The 16079-nt window shown below is 73.9% G+C and carries 19 protein-coding genes; 11 read left to right on the forward strand and 8 right to left on the reverse strand.

Going from position 1 to position 16079, the window contains the following annotated elements; all coding sequences use genetic code 11:
* Positions 1 to 15: 15 nt before the first annotated feature.
* The 7 genes from BLV02_RS00845 to BLV02_RS36195 are packed head-to-tail and all read left to right on the forward strand — an operon-like array spanning position 16 to position 6762.
* The gene (locus BLV02_RS00845) at positions 16 to 1947 is read left to right on the forward strand and encodes a glycoside hydrolase family 32 protein (RefSeq protein WP_171906727.1); all 1932 of its coding nucleotides are present in this window, start codon (positions 16 to 18) and stop codon (positions 1945 to 1947) included.
* A 25-nt stretch (positions 1948 to 1972) separates the two neighbouring features.
* The gene (locus BLV02_RS00850) at positions 1973 to 3067 is read left to right on the forward strand and encodes a substrate-binding domain-containing protein (RefSeq protein WP_069111192.1); all 1095 of its coding nucleotides are present in this window, start codon (positions 1973 to 1975) and stop codon (positions 3065 to 3067) included.
* Positions 3055 to 4086, forward strand: coding sequence for an ABC transporter permease (locus BLV02_RS00855; protein WP_141711554.1), 1032 nt, complete (start codon positions 3055 to 3057; stop codon positions 4084 to 4086). The genes BLV02_RS00850 and BLV02_RS00855 overlap by 13 nt, the downstream gene beginning before the upstream one ends.
* Entirely contained in the window at positions 4083 to 4850 is a 768-nt protein-coding gene (locus BLV02_RS00860) for an ATP-binding cassette domain-containing protein (RefSeq protein ID WP_069111193.1), read from the forward strand. Before BLV02_RS00855 ends, BLV02_RS00860 begins: the two co-directional genes overlap by 4 nt.
* A 36-nt stretch (positions 4851 to 4886) precedes the next feature.
* Positions 4887 to 5513 carry a hypothetical protein gene (locus tag BLV02_RS00865; protein WP_069111194.1) on the forward strand — a complete coding sequence of 209 codons (627 nt, stop codon included), beginning with the start codon at positions 4887 to 4889 and terminating at the stop codon, positions 5511 to 5513.
* Positions 5510 to 6151 carry a hypothetical protein gene (locus BLV02_RS00870; protein WP_069111195.1) on the forward strand — a complete coding sequence of 214 codons (642 nt, stop codon included), beginning with the start codon at positions 5510 to 5512 and terminating at the stop codon, positions 6149 to 6151. Before BLV02_RS00865 ends, BLV02_RS00870 begins: the two co-directional genes overlap by 4 nt.
* Entirely contained in the window at positions 6148 to 6762 is a 615-nt protein-coding gene (locus BLV02_RS36195) for a hypothetical protein (protein WP_069111196.1), read from the forward strand. The genes BLV02_RS00870 and BLV02_RS36195 overlap by 4 nt, the downstream gene beginning before the upstream one ends.
* Here BLV02_RS36195 and BLV02_RS00880 read toward each other — a convergent pair.
* Positions 6749 to 8050, reverse strand: coding sequence for a hypothetical protein (locus BLV02_RS00880; RefSeq protein WP_069111197.1), 1302 nt, complete (start codon positions 8048 to 8050; stop codon positions 6749 to 6751). The two genes, BLV02_RS36195 and BLV02_RS00880, sit on opposite strands and share 14 nt — an antisense overlap.
* An 87-nt stretch (positions 8051 to 8137) precedes the next feature.
* The gene (locus BLV02_RS00885; RefSeq protein WP_069111198.1) at positions 8138 to 8845 is read right to left on the reverse strand and encodes an endonuclease/exonuclease/phosphatase family protein; all 708 of its coding nucleotides are present in this window, start codon (positions 8843 to 8845) and stop codon (positions 8138 to 8140) included.
* A gap of 84 nt (positions 8846 to 8929) precedes the next feature.
* On the opposite strand from BLV02_RS00885, the gene BLV02_RS00890 reads away from it, so the two are divergent.
* The gene (locus tag BLV02_RS00890; protein ID WP_069111199.1) at positions 8930 to 9439 is read left to right on the forward strand and encodes a hypothetical protein; all 510 of its coding nucleotides are present in this window, start codon (positions 8930 to 8932) and stop codon (positions 9437 to 9439) included.
* Positions 9440 to 9443: 4 nt separating this feature from the next.
* On the opposite strand, the gene BLV02_RS00895 is transcribed toward BLV02_RS00890, so the two are convergent.
* The 3 genes from BLV02_RS00895 to BLV02_RS00905 all read right to left on the reverse strand — a co-directional run bounded on the left by BLV02_RS00895 (position 9444) and on the right by BLV02_RS00905 (position 11696).
* Positions 9444 to 10589 carry an RNA polymerase sigma factor gene (locus BLV02_RS00895; RefSeq protein ID WP_069111200.1) on the reverse strand — a complete coding sequence of 382 codons (1146 nt, stop codon included), beginning with the start codon at positions 10587 to 10589 and terminating at the stop codon, positions 9444 to 9446.
* Complete coding sequence (locus tag BLV02_RS00900) at positions 10586 to 10993, reverse strand: YciI family protein (protein WP_069111201.1); 408 nt, start codon at positions 10991 to 10993, stop codon at positions 10586 to 10588. Before BLV02_RS00900 ends, BLV02_RS00895 begins: the two co-directional genes overlap by 4 nt.
* Before the next feature lie 85 nt (positions 10994 to 11078).
* Positions 11079 to 11696 carry a TetR/AcrR family transcriptional regulator gene (locus BLV02_RS00905; protein WP_069111202.1) on the reverse strand — a complete coding sequence of 206 codons (618 nt, stop codon included), beginning with the start codon at positions 11694 to 11696 and terminating at the stop codon, positions 11079 to 11081.
* A gap of 53 nt (positions 11697 to 11749) precedes the next feature.
* Here BLV02_RS00905 and BLV02_RS00910 point away from each other — a divergent pair, with 53 nt between their 5' ends.
* Positions 11750 to 12718 (forward strand): alpha/beta hydrolase, encoded by a 969-nt coding sequence (locus tag BLV02_RS00910; RefSeq protein WP_069111203.1) that lies wholly within the window; start codon positions 11750 to 11752, stop codon positions 12716 to 12718.
* Here the strand turns inward: BLV02_RS00910 and BLV02_RS00915 are convergent.
* Entirely contained in the window at positions 12699 to 13460 is a 762-nt protein-coding gene (locus BLV02_RS00915) for an alpha/beta fold hydrolase (protein ID WP_069111534.1), read from the reverse strand. The genes BLV02_RS00910 and BLV02_RS00915 overlap by 20 nt on opposite strands.
* Before the next feature lie 69 nt (positions 13461 to 13529).
* Here BLV02_RS00915 and BLV02_RS00920 point away from each other — a divergent pair, with 69 nt between their 5' ends.
* Complete coding sequence (locus BLV02_RS00920; protein ID WP_069111204.1) at positions 13530 to 14150, forward strand: TetR/AcrR family transcriptional regulator; 621 nt, start codon at positions 13530 to 13532, stop codon at positions 14148 to 14150.
* Positions 14151 to 14241: 91 nt separating this feature from the next.
* The gene (locus tag BLV02_RS00925; protein WP_069111205.1) at positions 14242 to 14427 is read left to right on the forward strand and encodes a hypothetical protein; all 186 of its coding nucleotides are present in this window, start codon (positions 14242 to 14244) and stop codon (positions 14425 to 14427) included.
* Here BLV02_RS00925 and BLV02_RS00930 read toward each other — a convergent pair.
* Together BLV02_RS00930 and BLV02_RS00935 are read right to left on the reverse strand one after the other, a co-directional pair.
* Positions 14424 to 15305 (reverse strand): SMP-30/gluconolactonase/LRE family protein, encoded by an 882-nt coding sequence (locus BLV02_RS00930; RefSeq protein WP_069111206.1) that lies wholly within the window; start codon positions 15303 to 15305, stop codon positions 14424 to 14426. The genes BLV02_RS00925 and BLV02_RS00930 overlap by 4 nt on opposite strands.
* Before the next feature lie 28 nt (positions 15306 to 15333).
* On the reverse strand, positions 15334 to 15762 hold the full coding sequence (locus BLV02_RS00935; protein ID WP_069111207.1) for a pyridoxamine 5'-phosphate oxidase family protein: 429 nt from the start codon (positions 15760 to 15762) through the stop codon (positions 15334 to 15336).
* Positions 15763 to 16079: the final 317 nt, after the last annotated feature.

Consider the following 16079-nt stretch of genomic DNA (forward strand, 5'->3'; position numbering starts at 1 on the left):
AGAGTGCGGACCGCCGTGGCGACACTCGCCGCGGCCGCCGGCATCGCGGGCGTGATGGTGCAGTCCGGTTCGGCCGGGACGGTGCAGGACTACCCGGAGTTCCCCTACCCCGTCACCAACTACCAGGAGGACAACCGCGGCCAGTTCCACTTCAGCTCGCGCGGCGGCTGGATCAACGACGTCAACGCGCCGCTCTACTACGACGGCGAGTACCACCTCTACTACCAGCACAACCCGCACGGCCTGCAGTGGGACACCATGCACTGGGGGCACGCGACCAGCACCGACCTCGTGCACTGGAAGCAGCAGCCGATCGCGCTGGAGCCCGGCGTGCACCCCGGCAACCTGTTCTCGGGCGGCGGCGTGGTCGACACCGAGAACGTCAGCGGGCTGAAGGACGGCGAGGACGACCCGATCGTCGTCTACTCCGGGACCGACGGCGTCACGGTGTTCTACTCCACCGATGGCGGGTCCACGTTCCAGACCTACGACGGCGGCACCCCGGTGGCGAAGCCCGCCGGCACCAGCCGCGACCCGAAGGTGTTCCGGGACGAGGCGACCGGCACGTGGGGCATGGTCGTCTGGTCCGACGAGGGCGGCAACGGCGTCAACTTCTACACCTCCGACGACCTGCTGACCTGGACGTTCGCCTCGCGCTACCAGGCCGGCTGGCTGTTCGAGTGCCCCGACTTCGTCGCCATGCCGCTCGACGGCGACCCGGGCAACGTCCAGTGGGTGCTCAGCGACGCGAGCGGCGAGTACGTCACCGGCGCGTGGGACGGCACGACGTTCAGCACCGACCAGACCACGCCGCTGCGGTTCAACCAGGGCAACAGCCAGTTCGGCGGCTCGTACTACGCCGGGCTGACGTTCATGAACCTGCCCGACGACCGCGTGGTGTCGATGGCCTGGCAGCCCGGCAACGCCGGCACGATCTGGACCGGCAACATGACGTTCCCGGTGCAGATGCGGCTGGAGACGGTGGACGGGCGGCCGACGGTGCTCAGCACGCCGGTCGGCGAGATCGAGGGCCTGCGCACGGACACGCAGACGTGGAAGCCGCGCATGCTCGACGGCCCCCGCGCGGCCGAGCTGCTCGACGGGGTCGACATGGACACCGTCGAGATCGAGGCCGAGTTCGAGGTCATCGGGCGGACGGAGTCGCGGTTCGGGTTCCGCCTCGGCACCGGCGAGGACGGCTGGTTCGACCACGAGGTGGTCTACGACTCCGCGACGCAGACGCTGGACGGCGTCCCGCTGCCGCTGGAGGACGGCAAGGTGCGGCTGCGGCTGCTGGTCGACCGCGGCCAGCTGGAGATCTTCGGCAACGACGGCCGGCTCTACCGCAGCCTCAACGTCAACTTCGACAGCATGCCCGGCGACGACGCCATGGAGCTGTTCGTCGACGGCCGGGTCCGGCTGACGAACCTCGCCGTGCACCAGCTCGGCTCGATCTGGGGCGGCGAGTCGACGCTGACCTCGAACCTCGGCGGCAAGTGGTACACCGACTCCGGCGTCTGGTCCGACGTGTCCGGCGGCAAGCAGGGCACCAGCGGCGGCGACGCGTTCTACCTCAACACCACAACCGGCACCGACTTCACCTACGAGGCCGACGTCACGCTGAACTCCGGCACCGCGGCGGCCCTGACGTTCCGCTCCAACCGCGACGCCAGCCGGCACTACACCGCCAACGTCGACTCGCGCGCGAACGTGATCAAGCTGTGGCGGCCCGGCCGCGACATCGCCACCTACCCGCTCGCCGTCGAGCTCGGGCGCACGTATCACCTGAAAGTGGTGGCCGTGGGTCCGCGCCTCCGGGTATACCTCGACGACGCCGCGGAGCCCGTCATCGACGCCGTCGACGACACCATCACCAGCGGCCAGTTCGGCCTGAACGTGTTCAACGGCACCGCCGTGATCGACGACGTGCAGGTGAGCGAACCGTGAGCCGCGCCATTCAGGAGGAATCGTCATGACCACATCCCGGCCGCGCCGGACCCGGTTCGCCGGTGTCGTCGCCGTCACCGCCGCCACCGTGCTCACGGCGGGCGCGTGTGGCGGGGACGACGACGGCGGGGGCACGACGTCCGGCGACGGCGAGACCGTCGCCGTCACCCTCATCACCAAGGACTCGATCAACCCGTTCTTCGTCGCCATGCAGGACGGCGCGAAGGAGGTCGCCGAGCAGGAGAACGTCGACCTCACCATCGCCGCGGGCGCCGAGGACGGCGACGAGGAGGGCCAGATCCAGGCCATCGAGAACGCCATCGCCGCAGGTGAGCAGGGCATTCTCATCGTGCCGAACGGCCCGGGCGTGAACCCGGCGATCGAGCGGGCCCGCGACGCCGGCCTGTTCGTCATCGCGCTGGACACCCCGCCCGACCCCACCGACATCGTCGACATCACCTTCGCCACGGACAACTTCGAGGCCGGCGAGCTGATCGGCCAGTGGGCGGCGGCGCAGCTGGGCGGGCAGCCGGCGACCATCGCGCTGCTGGACCTGTTCAACGACAAGATCGTCTCGGTCGACTACAACCGCGACCAGGGGTTCCTGTCGGGCATGGGCATCGAGCTCGGCGACGACAAGCGCAACGGCGACGAGGCGGCCACCGGGAACTACTCCGGCGGCACGTACGAGATCGTCTGCAACGAGCCGACCGGCGGCGCCGAGGACGGCGGCCGCACGGCCATGGAGAACTGCCTGACCCGCAACCCGGACATCAACGTCGTCTACACGATCAACGAGCCGTCCGCGGCCGGCGCGCACGCGGCGCTGGAGGCGGCCGGCGTCGCCGAGAACGTGCTGATCGTCTCCGTCGACGGCGGCTGCGACGGCGTCCAGGCGGTGCAGGAGGGCCGCATCGGCGCCACGTCGCAGCAGTACCCGCTGCTCATGGCGTCCGAGGGGGTCAAGGCCATCGCCGACATCGCCCGCGGCGGCGAGCCGCCGACGCCCAGCGACGGCCTCGACTTCTTCAACACCGGGGTCGCGCTGGTGACGGACACGCCGGCCGACGGCGTCGAGAGCATCGACACGACCGAGGGCGCGGACAAGTGCTGGGGCTGAGCACCGAACCGGGCGGGGCGGCGGCGGAGCTGGAGCGCCGCCGCCGCGCCCCCGCCCAGCGCGTCCAGCACCTGCTGCACACCCACCCCGCACTCAGCCCGGCGATCATCCTACTGCTGACGTGCGTCGCGTTCACCCTGCTCAACGACCGGTTCGCCGCGCCGGCCGCGCTGTCGCTGCTGATCCAGCAGACGGCGGTCGTGGCGGCGCTGGCGATCGGCCAGACGCTGATCATCCTGACCGCCGGCATCGACCTGTCCGTCGGGGCCATCGCGGTGCTGTCGTCGATGCTGGCCGCCATGCTCGCCGCCGAGCACGGCGTGCCGGCGCCGCTCGCGCTGGTCGTCGGCGTCGCGACGGGCATGGCGGCGGGCAGCCTCAACGGGCTGCTGGTGACCCGGGTCGGGCTGCCGCCGTTCATCGTCACGCTCGGCACGCTCAGTGTGTTCACCGCGATCGTGCTGATCTACACCGGCGGGCAGAGTGTGCCGGGCGCCGACCTCCCCGACTGGCTGACCTGGACCGGGACGACGTTCCCGCTGGGCGACTTCCGGCTCACCTACGGCGTCGTGCTGGTGGCGCTGATGTACCTGGTGGTCGGCTGGGCGCTGAGCCAGACCGCCTGGGGCCGGCACGTGTACGCCGTCGGCGACGACTCCGACGCGGCGCGGCTGGCCGGCATCCGGGTCAGCCGGGTGCTGTTCAGCGTCTACGCCGTGGCCGGGCTGATCTACGGGCTGGCGGCGTGGGTGCTGATCGGGCGGGCCGGCGCGGCCAGCCCGAACGCCATCGCCGACGCCAACCTCGAGTCGATCACGGCGGTCGTGATCGGCGGGACCAGCCTGTTCGGCGGCCGCGGCGGCATCCTCGGGACGCTGCTCGGCGCGCTGATCGTCCAGTCGTTCGCCGTCGGGCTGTCGCTGGCCGGCGTCGACGACCAGTACCGGCTGCTCGCCGTCGGCATCCTCGTCATCGCGGCGGTGTCGGTGGACCAGTGGATCAGGAGGGTGCGGGCATGACGACGACGCGGACCCCGGTGCTCGCCGCGCGCGGGCTGGTGAAGACGTTCGGCCGCGTCGTCGGCCTCGACGGCGTCGACGTCGACGTGTACGCGGGCGAGGTGCTGGCCGTCATCGGCGACAACGGCGCCGGCAAGTCGACGCTGATCAAGTGCCTCACCGGCGCGCTCGTCCCGGACGCCGGAACCATCACCTGCGACGGCCGCGAGGTGGCGTTCCGCCGTCCGCAGGACGCCCGCGAGGCCGGCATCGAGACCGTCTACCAGACCCTCGCCGTCGCGCCGGCGCTCGACGTCGCCAGCAATCTCTACCTCGGCCGCGAGGAACGCCGGCCCGGCCCGCTCGGCACGGTGTTCCGGATGCTCGACAAACAGGGCATGCGCCGGCGCGCCGCCGACGCCGTCCGCGACCTCGGCATCAGCACCATCCAGAACATCACCCAGCCGGTCGAGTCGCTGTCCGGCGGCCAGCGCCAGGCCGTCGCCGTGGCCCGGGCCGCCGCGTTCGGCAGCCGCATCGTCGTGCTGGACGAGCCCACCGCCGCGCTCGGCGTCAAGGAGTCCAACCAGGTGCTCGCGCTGATCGAGCGGCTCCGCGAGAACGGCCTCGGCATCGTCCTGATCAGCCACAACATGCCGCACGTGTGGCAGGTGGCGGACCGCATCCACGTCCAGCGGCTGGGCCGCTCGGCCGGCGTCATCACCCCGTCGTCGCACACCATGGCCGAGGGGGTGGCGATCATGACCGGCGCCGCGGCCGCCTGAGGAAGGCGCGCCGGGGCCTTACACTCTGGTGCCGTGATGACGGAGTCGGGGGGCCGGCTGCGGCGCCTGGGCTCGCGTGCCCCGCGCCAGCACCTGCCACTGGCGGGCAGCGCGGCCGGCGCGATCGTGCTGGCCGTGCTGGTCGCCGGCGGCTTCGACCCGATGGAGAAGCCGGCCGCCGAGATCGAGCCGCTGGCCGTCGGCGAGGCCGTCGACCTCGGGCCGTTCGTCGTCACGGCCGACCGGCTGCGGGTGGTCGACGAGCTGCCGGGCGTGTCCGAGGGCGACGACGACACCCGCGTGCTGGCGCTGGTCGCGACCGTCACCGCGACCGGCACGACGACGCAGTACGGCGCGATGCTGTCCGAGAGCGTCGCGCTCGACGGGGTGCCCGGCCTGGCCGGCGACGACCTCGTGCCCGCCGACGACGTCTACGTCATGGCCGACGGCACCCGCCTCGACGCCGTCCAGCCGGGGCTGGAGTACGAGGTCGCGCTGGTGTGGGAGCAGGACGCGCGCGCCGACGCCCCGTCCGAGGCGCGGCTGGTGCTGGTCGGGCGGACGCTGCGGGAGAGCTCGATCGACCGGTCGATGGAGTGGCTGGACCCCGCGCCCGCCGTCGCCGGCCCCATCGACGTCACCGTGCCCGAGGACGAGTCGTGACGACTGGCCGCGGCGGCCGCCGCGTCTCGCGTCCGCCGTCCCGCCGGCTGCCGCGGCAGGCCGCGTTCGGCGTCCTGCTGGTCGCCGCGCTGGCCACCGGGCGCGCCGTCGAAGGCCTGATGCCGATCGACGACGAGACGGCCGCGCCGTTCGAGCGGACCGGCGGCGTCGGCGACCGCGTCGAGACCCGCTGGGGCGACGTCGAGGTGACCTCCGTCGCCGGGTCGACGCGGATCGAGGACCCGTCCGGCACCATCCACGTGACCGGCGGCGTGTACGTCGTCGTCGACTGGACCTACACCGCCGCCGGCGAGCCGCAGCTGCCCGCGTACGTGGCGATCCGCGACACCGAGGGCCGCCAGTTCCGCACCAGCGTCGAGCGCAACCCGTACAGCTCCGGCGGCGCGGCGCAGCCGGGCATCCCGCGCCGGGTCTCCGCCGCGATCGAGCTGCCCGCCGACGCCGTCGACGGCGCCCGGCTGATCGTCACCCTGCAGCCGAACCCCGAGGACCACCGCCGCGACGACATCGCCGTCATCGACCTCGGCCTGACCGGCGACGACGCCGACGCCTGGGCCGCGTCGGAGGAGCCGGTCGAGGTGGCCGAGGCCGCCGACGGGCGCGGGGACGCGCCGTGACGCCGGCCGGGTGGTGGCGGCGCAACCGCTGGGGGCTGGTCGCGCTGCCGGTGGCGATGGCCGCGGCGCTCGCGGCCAGCTCGTACCGCGTCGAGACGTACTGGTGGCTGGAGAAGCCGCGCGACCTCGTGCACGGCGAGCGCGGCGAGTGGGTGACGTTCACGGCCAGCCAGTACGACCGCGGCGGCGACCGGCCGTTCACCGTGCGGGTGCGGCTGGACGACGTCCGGCCCGCCGAGGCGGCGTTCGGCGAGGACGACCCGCTCGAGCCGCCCGCGGGCGTCCAGGCCGTCGCCGTCGACCTCACCCTGGCCGCTCCCCCGGACGTGCCGCTGACGGGCTGCGACCTCGTCGTCCGCGACGCGTCCGGCACCGAGTACGCCTACCAGTCCACGTCGCCGTCGATCAGCCAGGCGACGTCGCCGTGCGTGCCGCCCGACGCCCGCGGACCGGACCTCGACCTGTTCGAGGGGATCGACCCCGACACCGGCCCGCGCCGCCCCGACGAGTGGACCGTCAGCCCCGTCGTCCTCCTCCCCGACGGTGTCGAGGTCGCCGAGGTCGTGCTCAGCTGGGGGCCGCCGGACGGGCTGCTGATCAGCGCAGACTGACCGACTCGCGGGTCGCGCGGGCGAGGACGCGGTCGATCGCGGCGCCGAGCAGGCACACCACCGCGACGGTGCCGACGACGTGCGACACCATGCCGGTGTGCGGGACGAAGGCGAGGTAGGCGCCGAGCGGCAGCGGGCCGAGCAGCTCGCGCCAGATCAGCTCGACCGCGTACTCCAGCCGCTGCGCGATGACGAACGCCAGCGCGAACAGCAGCATCGGCGCCAGCCCCGCCACCGCGAGCCGGCGCAGGCCGCTGGCCAGCGCGCCGAACCGTTCGCCGAGGCCGCCGGTGAGCTCGTTGCCGACCTGCCGGGCGGGTGCGTGCATGCGCCCGGCCAGCCCGCCGCGCTGCCGCCGGTGCGACGCCTGCCGGCGCCGCTCCGGCTCCCTCAGCTGCTGCCCGTACACGACCGCGCCCACCGTCAGCCAGGCGACCGGGATCACCAGCAGCGAGTCGGCGTCGCCGAGCAGGTCGAGCAGCCACCGACTGCCGGTGTCGACGGCGTCGCCGACCGGGCCGAAGAACGACACCACCGACCGCCACCCGTCCGCCACCGCCTGCGTGACGGCCCGCTCCTCCAGCCACGCGAACGCCGCCTCCTGGTGGCTGGCGAGCATGCGGGCCAGCGTGACCAGCCACAACACCTCGACGTACGCGGCGACCCACGGGATCCACCGCATCGGGCGGCGCTGCGCCAGGATGCCCAGCCCGTACCGCAGCACGATCGCGATGGCCACCAGCGCCATGGCCAGCCAGCCGGTCGCCAGCGCCGTCCGGTTCTGGTCGACCTCGCCGGTGCCCAGCAGCAGGTCGGGGTTGTTGAACAGCTCGTCGGCGACGGCCGTGTTCACGAACCGGAACACGTCCTCGGACAGGTAGCCGTAGGACGCGTAGATGGCGAGGAACGGGATCATCACGCTGCCCAGCACGGAGACGACGCTCGCGTGCTGCCGCCCGTCCTCCCCACTCGCCGCGTCGGCCGACACCTGCAGGGACGGCAGCGAATGGCGCAGCGCGTAGAGGGCCGCGATGAGGGCGCTCACCGCCGCCAGCGGGCCCAGGACCAGCACGAGGACACCCAGCGTGCCGCTGAACTCGCTCAGCTCGACCGCCGCCCACAGCGCCGCGTACCGGCCCGCCTCGCCGGCGAACAGGATGGCCAGCAGCACCGGCCAGTGCCGCGCCAGCAGCCGGCCGGCCCGCCCCAACACCGCGAACAGGTCGGCAGCGGCAGCGCGCAGCGTGCCGCCCAGGCCCCGCCGGGCCGGCGTCTCGGTCAAGGTCATCGCAGGTCATCCTGGGTCAGAGCGGACGACTCAGGATAGTGGTTGCGCGTCGATTGCCCAGCCCTGCTCGAACGAACGGCCCGCCGGTCAGCAGGTGACCGTGGCGATGAGGGGCAGGTGGTCGGAGCCGGCGCGGTCGAGGATCTCGGCCTCGACGGTGAGCGACGGCGCGGCGACGATGTAGTCGATCGGTTCCGCGGGGGCCGACGCCGGGTAGGAGGGGACGGGCGACGGCGGGGCGAGCAGGACCGAACCGTCCGCCGGCAGCCACGTGGACGCCGCCGTGTTGAAGTCGCCGCACACCAGCCACGGCGCGTCCAGGCCGCCGGTCAGCGTCAGCAGGCGCTCCAGGGCGGCCGACCGCGCCGCCGCCGACCGGCGCGGCAGGTGGGTGCTGCCCACCCACAGCGCCGCGCCGCCCACGTCCAGCCGCACGAGCAGCACCGTCCGCGCCTCCGACGACTCCGACCCGTCGTAGAGGCGGGGCGGCCAGCGCAGCTGCCACTGCTGCACGGCCCGGATCGGCGCCTTCACCAGCAGCGCGTTGCCGTAGCCCCCGTGCGGCACGTCGGCGTCGCCGTGGTGGACGGTGGGCGGGAAGACCCAGGCGTAGCCGAACCGGCCGGCCAGATCGGCCAGCACCGGCGCGCCGCCCCAGGGCTCGTCGACCTCGACCAGCGAGACGACGTCGGGCGCGGTCGCCGCGAGCAGCGAGGCCACCGCGTCGACGTTCGGGGCGCCGGCGTCGTCGCGCCAGGAGTGGATGTTCCAGTGCAGGATCCGGATCTCCGGCATGGCCCGCCACGCTAGCCCAGGCGCGCCGTAGATTGGCGCCGTGACGCCCGACGGCCGCCTGATCCGCCCGGACGAACTACGCGCATGGGACGGACCGGGCCGGCCGGGCTGGACGCTGCGCGGCGTCGACCTCCCGCCGTCGTCACCAGCCACAAGCTGCGGCTCTACCGGGCCGGCGCGGGCCCGGCCCATACGGACGTCCTCGCCGAGCTGACGCACGAGGTGAACACGCTGGTCCGCACGCCGGACGGGGTCGACGGGCACGCGCACGACCCGCTGGCACTCTCGGCCGTCCCGCACGGGGACGCGGCCGACGTCGTCATCTACGGACGGCGCCGCGCACCATCACCGTCCTCGACACCGACGACGCCGCGCTCGTGGCACTGCGCGCGACGGCCGAGCGGTGCGGCGTCCGGCCCCGGCTGCTCGACGCCCGCCGGCCGGTGCCCGTCCCCGAGCACGCGCTCGTCGTCAACGCGACCGGCCTCGGCAAGGACCGGCGCGGCGCTGACGGCGATCACCGGCCGGCCGCTCACCGGCGACCTGCTGGCGGAGCTGACGGCGGCCGCGGCGCCGTTCCGGCCGGCGGGGTGAGCGCTCAGCCCCGCAGCCGGGCGTTGAGCCGCGCGGCCTGACGGGTCAGGTGGTCGCGCTCGGCGAGGTCGTGCGCCTGGCCGGCCGCCTCGCCGTACAGCCGCGCCGCCGTCGCGAGGTCGCCGTCGCGCTCGTGCAGGTACGCCGCCACCGCGGCGTGCCGGGGCAGCGTGTCATCCAGTTCGGCGAGCGCCGCCAGGCCGGCCCGCGGCCCGTCCGCCTCGCCCACGGCCACCGCGCGGTTGAGCCGGACCACCGGGCTGTCGGTCAGCCGGGCGAGTTCGTCGTACCACTCGACGATCTGCACCCAGTCGGTCTCCTCGGCGGTGAGCGCGTCGGCGTGCAGCGCGGCGATGGCGGCCTGCGCCTGGAACTCCCCCAGCCGGTCGCGGGCCAGCGCCGCCTGCAGGATCTCGACGCCCTCGGCGATGGTCGTGGTGTCCCACCGGGACCGGTCCTGCTCCGCCAGCGGCACCAGCGAGCCGTCGGGGGCCGTGCGGGCCGGCCGGCGGGCGTGGTGCAGCAGCATGAGCGCGAGCAGCCCGGCCACCTCCGGGTGATCGATCGCGGCCGCGAGCTGCCGGGTGAGCCTGATGGCCTCGGCGGCGAGGTCGACGTCGCCGGAGTAGCCCTCGTTGAACACCAGGTAGAGGACGCGCAGGACGGTCGCGACGTCGCCGGGCTGGTCCAGCCGCACGCCCGCGACGGTGCGCTTGGCCCGGCTGATGCGCTGCGCCATCGTCGCCTCGGGCACCAGGTAGGCCTGGGCGATCTGCCGGGTCGTCAGCCCACCGACGGCACGCAGCGTCAGCGCGACGGCCGACGACGGCGTCAGCGACGGGTGGGCGCAGCGGAAGTACAGCTGCAGGGTGTCGTCGACCCCGGAGACCGGCCCCGGCGACGGCTGCTCCTCGACGAGGTCCTCGCGCCGACGGCGGGCGGTCTCGGACCGCGTCGCGTCGAGGAACCGGCGCCACGCGGCCGCGACGAGCCACGCCTTCGGGTCCCGCGGCAGGTCGTCCGGCCACGTCTCCAGCGCCCGGATCAGCGCCTCCTGCACGGCGTCCTCGGCCGACGCGAAGTCCGCGCCGCGCCGGACGAGCACGCCGATGACCGCGGGCACCAGCTCCCGCAGCAGGGCCTCGTTCACTCGGTGCCCGGAAGGAGCGGGCTCAGGAACGGGCGCAGCTCCAGCCACTCGTGGATCGGCCGGCCGCCCTTCCCGGGCGCCGCCGACAGCTCCGCGGCCAGCTCGAGCGCGCGGTCGTAGTCGTCGACGTCGATGATCATCCAGCCGGCGATGAGATCCTTCGTCTCGGCGAACGGGCCGTCGGTGACCGGCGACCGGCTCTCGCCGTCGTAGCGGACGAAGGTGCCCTCGGGGGCCAGCGCCCGCTCCTCGACGAACTCGCCGGAGGCCACCAGGCGCGCGGCGAAGTCGCGCATGTACTGCACGTGCGCCGAGATCTCCTCCGGCGTCCACTGCTCCATCGGCACGTCGTTGACGGCCGCCGGAGCGCCGCGGTAGTGCTTGAGCAGCAGGTACTTGGCCATGGTGTTCTCCTCCGTGCGCTTCGGCCACCCATTCTGGTGGCTCCACCCCTGGGACGGAGCCGGCGGCGCGTTCTCGACATCACCGTCAGGGCAACCCGGCCAGCAGCCCGAACGCCTCGCGGGCGGCCGCGAGCACCCGCGGGCCGTACACCTCCGGCGGCGCTCCGGACAGCGTCGCCCGCCGGAACGCCGCGATGACGACGCCGTGCGCGGCCACCAGCGCCTCGGCGATCAGCTGCGGCCGCAGGTCGTCCTCGTCGCCGCCGGCGCCCAGTTCGCGGGCGATGTGCCCGCGCAGCGTCGCGGCGTAGCGGGCCAGCAGCTGCCGCTCGCGGGCCTGCAGCGCCGGGCTCGCCGTGACCAGCCGGGCGAGGACGGCCTGCCGCTCGCGCCGCGCCGGGTCGTCGCCGAACCGCGCGTACCGGTCCAGCAGGAACGCGCCGACGGCGCCCGCCACCGGCGTCCCCGCCGCCCGCGCGTCGATCGCCTCGACGAGCGCGGCCTCGAACCGCTGGTCGCCGCTGTAGACGAGATCCTCCTTGGTGGCGAAATGGTTGAACACCGTCTTCTCCGTGACCCCGGCCGCCCGCGCGACCTCGGCGACGGAGACCGCCTCGAAGCCGCGCTCGTCGAACAGCCGCAGCGCCGTCGCCGCCAGCTGCTCGCGGGTCTGCCGCTTGCGCTGCTCGCGCACACCGGTCACGCTCCACCCCCAGGAACTCGTTACAGTCACTGTAACCACGAGAGGAGCCGACGATGCCCGTCCTCCCCGAGCTGGGTCCGATGCTGGCCCGCGTCGCCCAGGCCCGCCAGCACCCCGCCGACCCCACGCAGAGTGTCGCCGACCGCCGCGCCGCCATCCACCGCGGCATGGACCACCGCGCCGCCACCGTCGCCCTGCCCGCCCCGCCGCACGTCGCCCGGCGCGACCACACCGTCCCGCTTCCGGACGGCGACCACCTCACCGTCCGCAGCTACCACCCCGGCGACGGCGCCGGTCCGCGGCCGGCGCACGTCTACGTGCACGGCGGCGGCTGGTGGCTCGGCACGCTGGACCACCGCGACGCGCTGTGCGCGCACCGGGCCGCGAACACCGGCGCCGTCGTCGTGTCGGTCGCGCACCGGCCGGCGCCGGAGCACCGCTACCCGGCGCCGGTCGCGGACGTCCACGCCGCGCTCGCCTGGACCGCCGCCGAGGCCGGCGCGCTCGGCGTCGACCCCGGGCTGCTGACGATCGGCGGCGACTCGTCCGGCGCGAACCTCGCCGCGGCGGCCGCTCTGCTGGCCCGCGACCGTGGCGGGCCGAGGCCGGCGGCGCAGGTGCTGGAGATCCCGGCGCTCGACCTCACCCTGGACATCGCGCGGGCCCACGCGGAGTCCGACCCGGGCGCCGTCGTGCTCACCTTCGACGAGCTGGCCGCGAACGTCGAGCGGTACTGCGACCCGGACCGCCGCGCCGAGCCGTACGCGTCTCCCGCGCTCGCCGCCGACCTCGCCGGCCTGCCGCCGGCGCTGATCATGACCGCCGAGCACGACGTCCTCCGCGGCGACGGCCGGGCCTACGCCGACCGCCTGGCCGCCGCCGGGGTGCCCGTCACGCTGCACGAATGGCCCGGGCACGTGCACGGCTCGCACGACATGACCGCCGCCGTGCCGTCGGCCCTCGACTGGCAGGCCGAGGTCGACGCGTTCCTGCGCGCGGCCGTCAGCGGAACCAGGCGGTGAGCTGCGCGGCGAGGTCGGCGTCGGCGACGCCGTGCCAGTCGCCGGGGAGCTCGCGGTGCTCGCCGGCCGGCAGCCGGGACGCGACGTCGCGAGCGGCGCCGCGCAGGTAGTCGTCGCTGCCGGTGCTGCTGAGCACCAGCGCCGGCGTGCGCACGGCGGCGAGCAGCTCGGCGGTCATCGTCGCGGTCTGCTCGGCGTCGTAGAGCAGGGTGGGCGCCAGCGCCTCGAGGCCGGGCCAGGCCGGGTGGACGTGCAGCTCCTCGATCCACTCGTCCGGGACGCCGACGGCGCGGTTGAAGAAGTCGACGGCGCCGCCGTGGTCGCCGCGGACGACCAGCTCCCGCAACTGCGCGACGAACGCCTCGTCGGCCGGTTGCCCGACGACGAACGGCGGCTCGAGCAGCGCGACCTTCCGGATCGGCGCCCCGGCGGCGGCCGCCCGCAGCGCCACGGCGGCGCCGGAACTGAACCCGTAGACGTCCGCCTCGCCGCCGGCCAGCCCGATCACCGCGGCAAGATCGTCGACCTCCCGCTCCGGCGCGAACGGCGCGGTGTCGCCGCTGTCGCCCCGGCCGCGGCGGTCGTAGGTGTGGACGGCGAACCGCTCGGCCAGCGGTGCGACGGCGCCGGCCATCGGCCGCAGCCCGTGGAACGCGCCCGCGGGATCGATCAGAACCAGCGCCGGACCCTCCCCGGTACGGCTGACGGCGATCGGCGTCCCGTCGGCGGATCGAGCCTGCATGACGACCACGCTCCTCGGATACTGAACTGTTCAGTACATCGGATCGTTGAGTACTGTACTGTTCAGTTCATGGATCGGGCAAGGGGTCGCGGGGCGCCGAAGGAGCCGCTCATCCTCGACGCCGCCCGCACGGTGTTCCTGCGCCGCGGCTTCGGCGCGGCCGGCGTCGACGAGATCGCCGCCATCGCCGCCGTCTCGAAGGTGACGCTCTACAAGTACTTCCCCAGCAAGGAGACGCTGTTCAGCGCCGTGATCCAGCGCGACATCGAGGCGGCGGAACGTCGCTCCGAGGACCACCTCGACGCGCTCGCGACGACGACCGACCTCCCCGCCGACCTGCGGGCGTTCGCGCGCGAGTTCGTCACGACGGTCACGGCGCCGGACCTGCTGCGGATGCGCCGCCTGATCGCCACCGAGGCCGAGCGGTTCCCCGACCTCGCCCGCGCCTGGGACGAGCGCAGCCGGATGCGGGGACTGCGGACGCTGCGCCAGCTGTTCGGCGCGCTGGCCATGCGCGGACTGCTGACCGGCGACCTGGACGTCGCGGCCGAGCAGTTCCTCTGGCTGCTGCTGGCCGGGCCGTTCAACGAGTCGCTGTTCAGCCCGGCGGGGACGCCGGCGCCGCGCGACCTCGACGCGCACGCCGACGCCGCCGTCGCGACATTCCTCGCCGCGTTCGGCCGGAAGTAGTCGATTTCGTCCCGATGTGAGGGATTCGATGGCGAGTCAGGGCGGTTGTCACATACGGTCGAGGTGAATCTGCCCTGACGAGAGGACGACGATGTCCGACCGCCACGCTCTGGCGCCGCTGCGCCGCCGGCTCCTCGAGGCCGGCACCCCGGCGAAACTGGCCGTCCTGCTGCTCGTGGCGGTGCTGATGATCGCCACCTCGGTCGTCCTGCTCAACAGCACCTCCGGTGGCGGCGACTCCAGCCTGATCGAGATCGAGACCCCCGCGGCCGGCTAGCCTCGGCGCGCCGTCGCCGATCGCGTCGTGGTGCGGATCCGGTAAAGACTCGTGGTGGCCACGACGAACAGCTCCGTGCCGTCGTCGCCGCCGAAGCAGACGTTGGCCACGACCTCCGGCACCGGCAGCACCGCGACCCGCTCACCGTCCGGCGCGAACACCTGCACGGAGTCGGCGCTCGACGCCCAGACCCGGCCCTCCTCGTCGACCCTGATGCCGTCGGCCGCGCCCGGGCGCACCGTCGCGAACACCCGGCCGTTCCCGCACCGGCCGCCGGCCACGTCGTAGGCGCGGATCGACCGCTCCGCCGGGTCGCCCGGCCGCGCGCCGGTGTCGGCGACGTAGAGCACCGACTCGTCCGGCGCGAAGGCCAGTCCGTTGGGGTGCTCCATGTCGGTGACGACGGAAGTCAGCGCGCCGCTCGCCTCGTCGTAGCGGAACACGTGGCAGCCGCCGTACTCCTGCTCCCCCGGGTGCCCTTCGCGGCCGCCCTCCTCGATGCCGTACGGCGGGTCGGTGAACCAGATGGCGCCGTCGCCGGCCACGACGACGTCGTTGGGCGAGTTGAACCGGCGCCCCTCGTAGGAGTCGACGATCGGGGTGACGACGCCGCCGACGTCGCGCTCGACCCGGCGGCGGCCGTGCGAGCACTGGACGACGTGGCCGTCGAGGTCGAGGACGCGGCCGTTGGTGTACTCGACGCCGTCGCCGTAGACGGTGGTCGCGCCGGTCGCGGCGTCCCATTCGAGGATGCGGTCGTTCGGGATGTCGCTCCAGCGGACGCGCCGGGTGCGGGGCAGCCAGACCGGACCCTCGGCCCACTCGGTCCCGGTGTACAGCCGCTCCGGAGCGGCGCCGTCGGTGAGGGGGCTCGTCACGCGGTTCAGGATGCCACGCTCGCGCCCCTCAGTAACCGCGCACCCGGGTGGGCGTGACGCGGACGATGGCGGAGTAGTCGCCGAGGAACTCGTCGCGGGTGATGCCGACCAGCTCCATGGTGGCGTGGTACTTGGCGACGTAGCGGTCGGCCTCGGCGCCGGTCAGCGGCCCCGCCTCGACGACGGCGTCGCCCTCGACGGTGACCACGCCGCCGGAGGTCTGCGCGGTGCGGTCGAGCTCGAGGTGCAGCGAGACCCGGGCGTTGCCGGCCAGATTGCGGACCTTCCCCGCGCCGGGCCGGCTGAGCAGGGTGAACCGGACGCCGTCCCAGAGGAACCCGACCGGCGACGTCTGCGGCTGCCCGTCGGCGCGCACCGTCGTGATCCAGATCTCCTCCTCGGCGCCGAAGCGGCGCAGCGCGGTCTCGGTGGCGGCGTCGTCCAGTCCCGGCAGCATCGCGATCCCTTCGTCGAGTGATGGCGATCACAGCGCAGCATCGGCGCAACGTATTCCGCGTGGGACGACACGTGGCCCGTCTCACATTCTGGCTGAATTGTGACCACGATGCGAGACGGCAGCGTTCTCGGTTTGGAGACCGCTGGCCCGATCGGGAAGATGGACGCATGTCTCGCGCTTCGTCCGACACCGCCCGGATCGTGACCACGGCCACCGGCCGCGGCATGTCCCTGTGTCCGATGCGAATGCGCTGCTGCCGCTGACGCGCTTCTGACGTCACCTTCGCGGCACCTCCCCCACCGGAGCCGGCCCGGCCA

It is taken from the genome of Jiangella alba (genome assembly GCF_900106035.1).
Classification (GTDB): Bacteria; Actinomycetota; Actinomycetes; order Jiangellales; family Jiangellaceae; genus Jiangella; species Jiangella alba.

Bases quoted from the DNA above. Each gene is read 5' to 3' on its own strand.
- BLV02_RS00850 (WP_069111192.1), top strand. From the start codon at position 1,973: ATGACCACATCCCGGCCGCGCCGGACCCGGTTCGCCGGTGTCGTCGCC.
- BLV02_RS00860 (WP_069111193.1), top strand. From the start codon at position 4,083: ATGACGACGACGCGGACCCCGGTGCTCGCCGCGCGCGGGCTGGTGAAG.
- BLV02_RS00865 (WP_069111194.1), top strand. From the start codon at position 4,887: ATGACGGAGTCGGGGGGCCGGCTGCGGCGCCTGGGCTCGCGTGCCCCG.
- BLV02_RS00880 (WP_069111197.1), bottom strand. From the start codon at position 8,050: ATGACCTTGACCGAGACGCCGGCCCGGCGGGGCCTGGGCGGCACGCTG.
- BLV02_RS00885 (WP_069111198.1), bottom strand. From the start codon at position 8,845: ATGCCGGAGATCCGGATCCTGCACTGGAACATCCACTCCTGGCGCGAC.
- BLV02_RS00890 (WP_069111199.1), top strand. From the start codon at position 8,930: ATGGGACGGACCGGGCCGGCCGGGCTGGACGCTGCGCGGCGTCGACCT.
- BLV02_RS00900 (WP_069111201.1), bottom strand. From the start codon at position 10,993: ATGGCCAAGTACCTGCTGCTCAAGCACTACCGCGGCGCTCCGGCGGCC.
- BLV02_RS00910 (WP_069111203.1), top strand. From the start codon at position 11,750: ATGCCCGTCCTCCCCGAGCTGGGTCCGATGCTGGCCCGCGTCGCCCAG.
- BLV02_RS00915 (WP_069111534.1), bottom strand. From the start codon at position 13,460: ATGCAGGCTCGATCCGCCGACGGGACGCCGATCGCCGTCAGCCGTACC.
- BLV02_RS00920 (WP_069111204.1), top strand. From the start codon at position 13,530: ATGGATCGGGCAAGGGGTCGCGGGGCGCCGAAGGAGCCGCTCATCCTC.
- BLV02_RS00925 (WP_069111205.1), top strand. From the start codon at position 14,242: ATGTCCGACCGCCACGCTCTGGCGCCGCTGCGCCGCCGGCTCCTCGAG.
- BLV02_RS00935 (WP_069111207.1), bottom strand. From the start codon at position 15,762: ATGCTGCCGGGACTGGACGACGCCGCCACCGAGACCGCGCTGCGCCGC.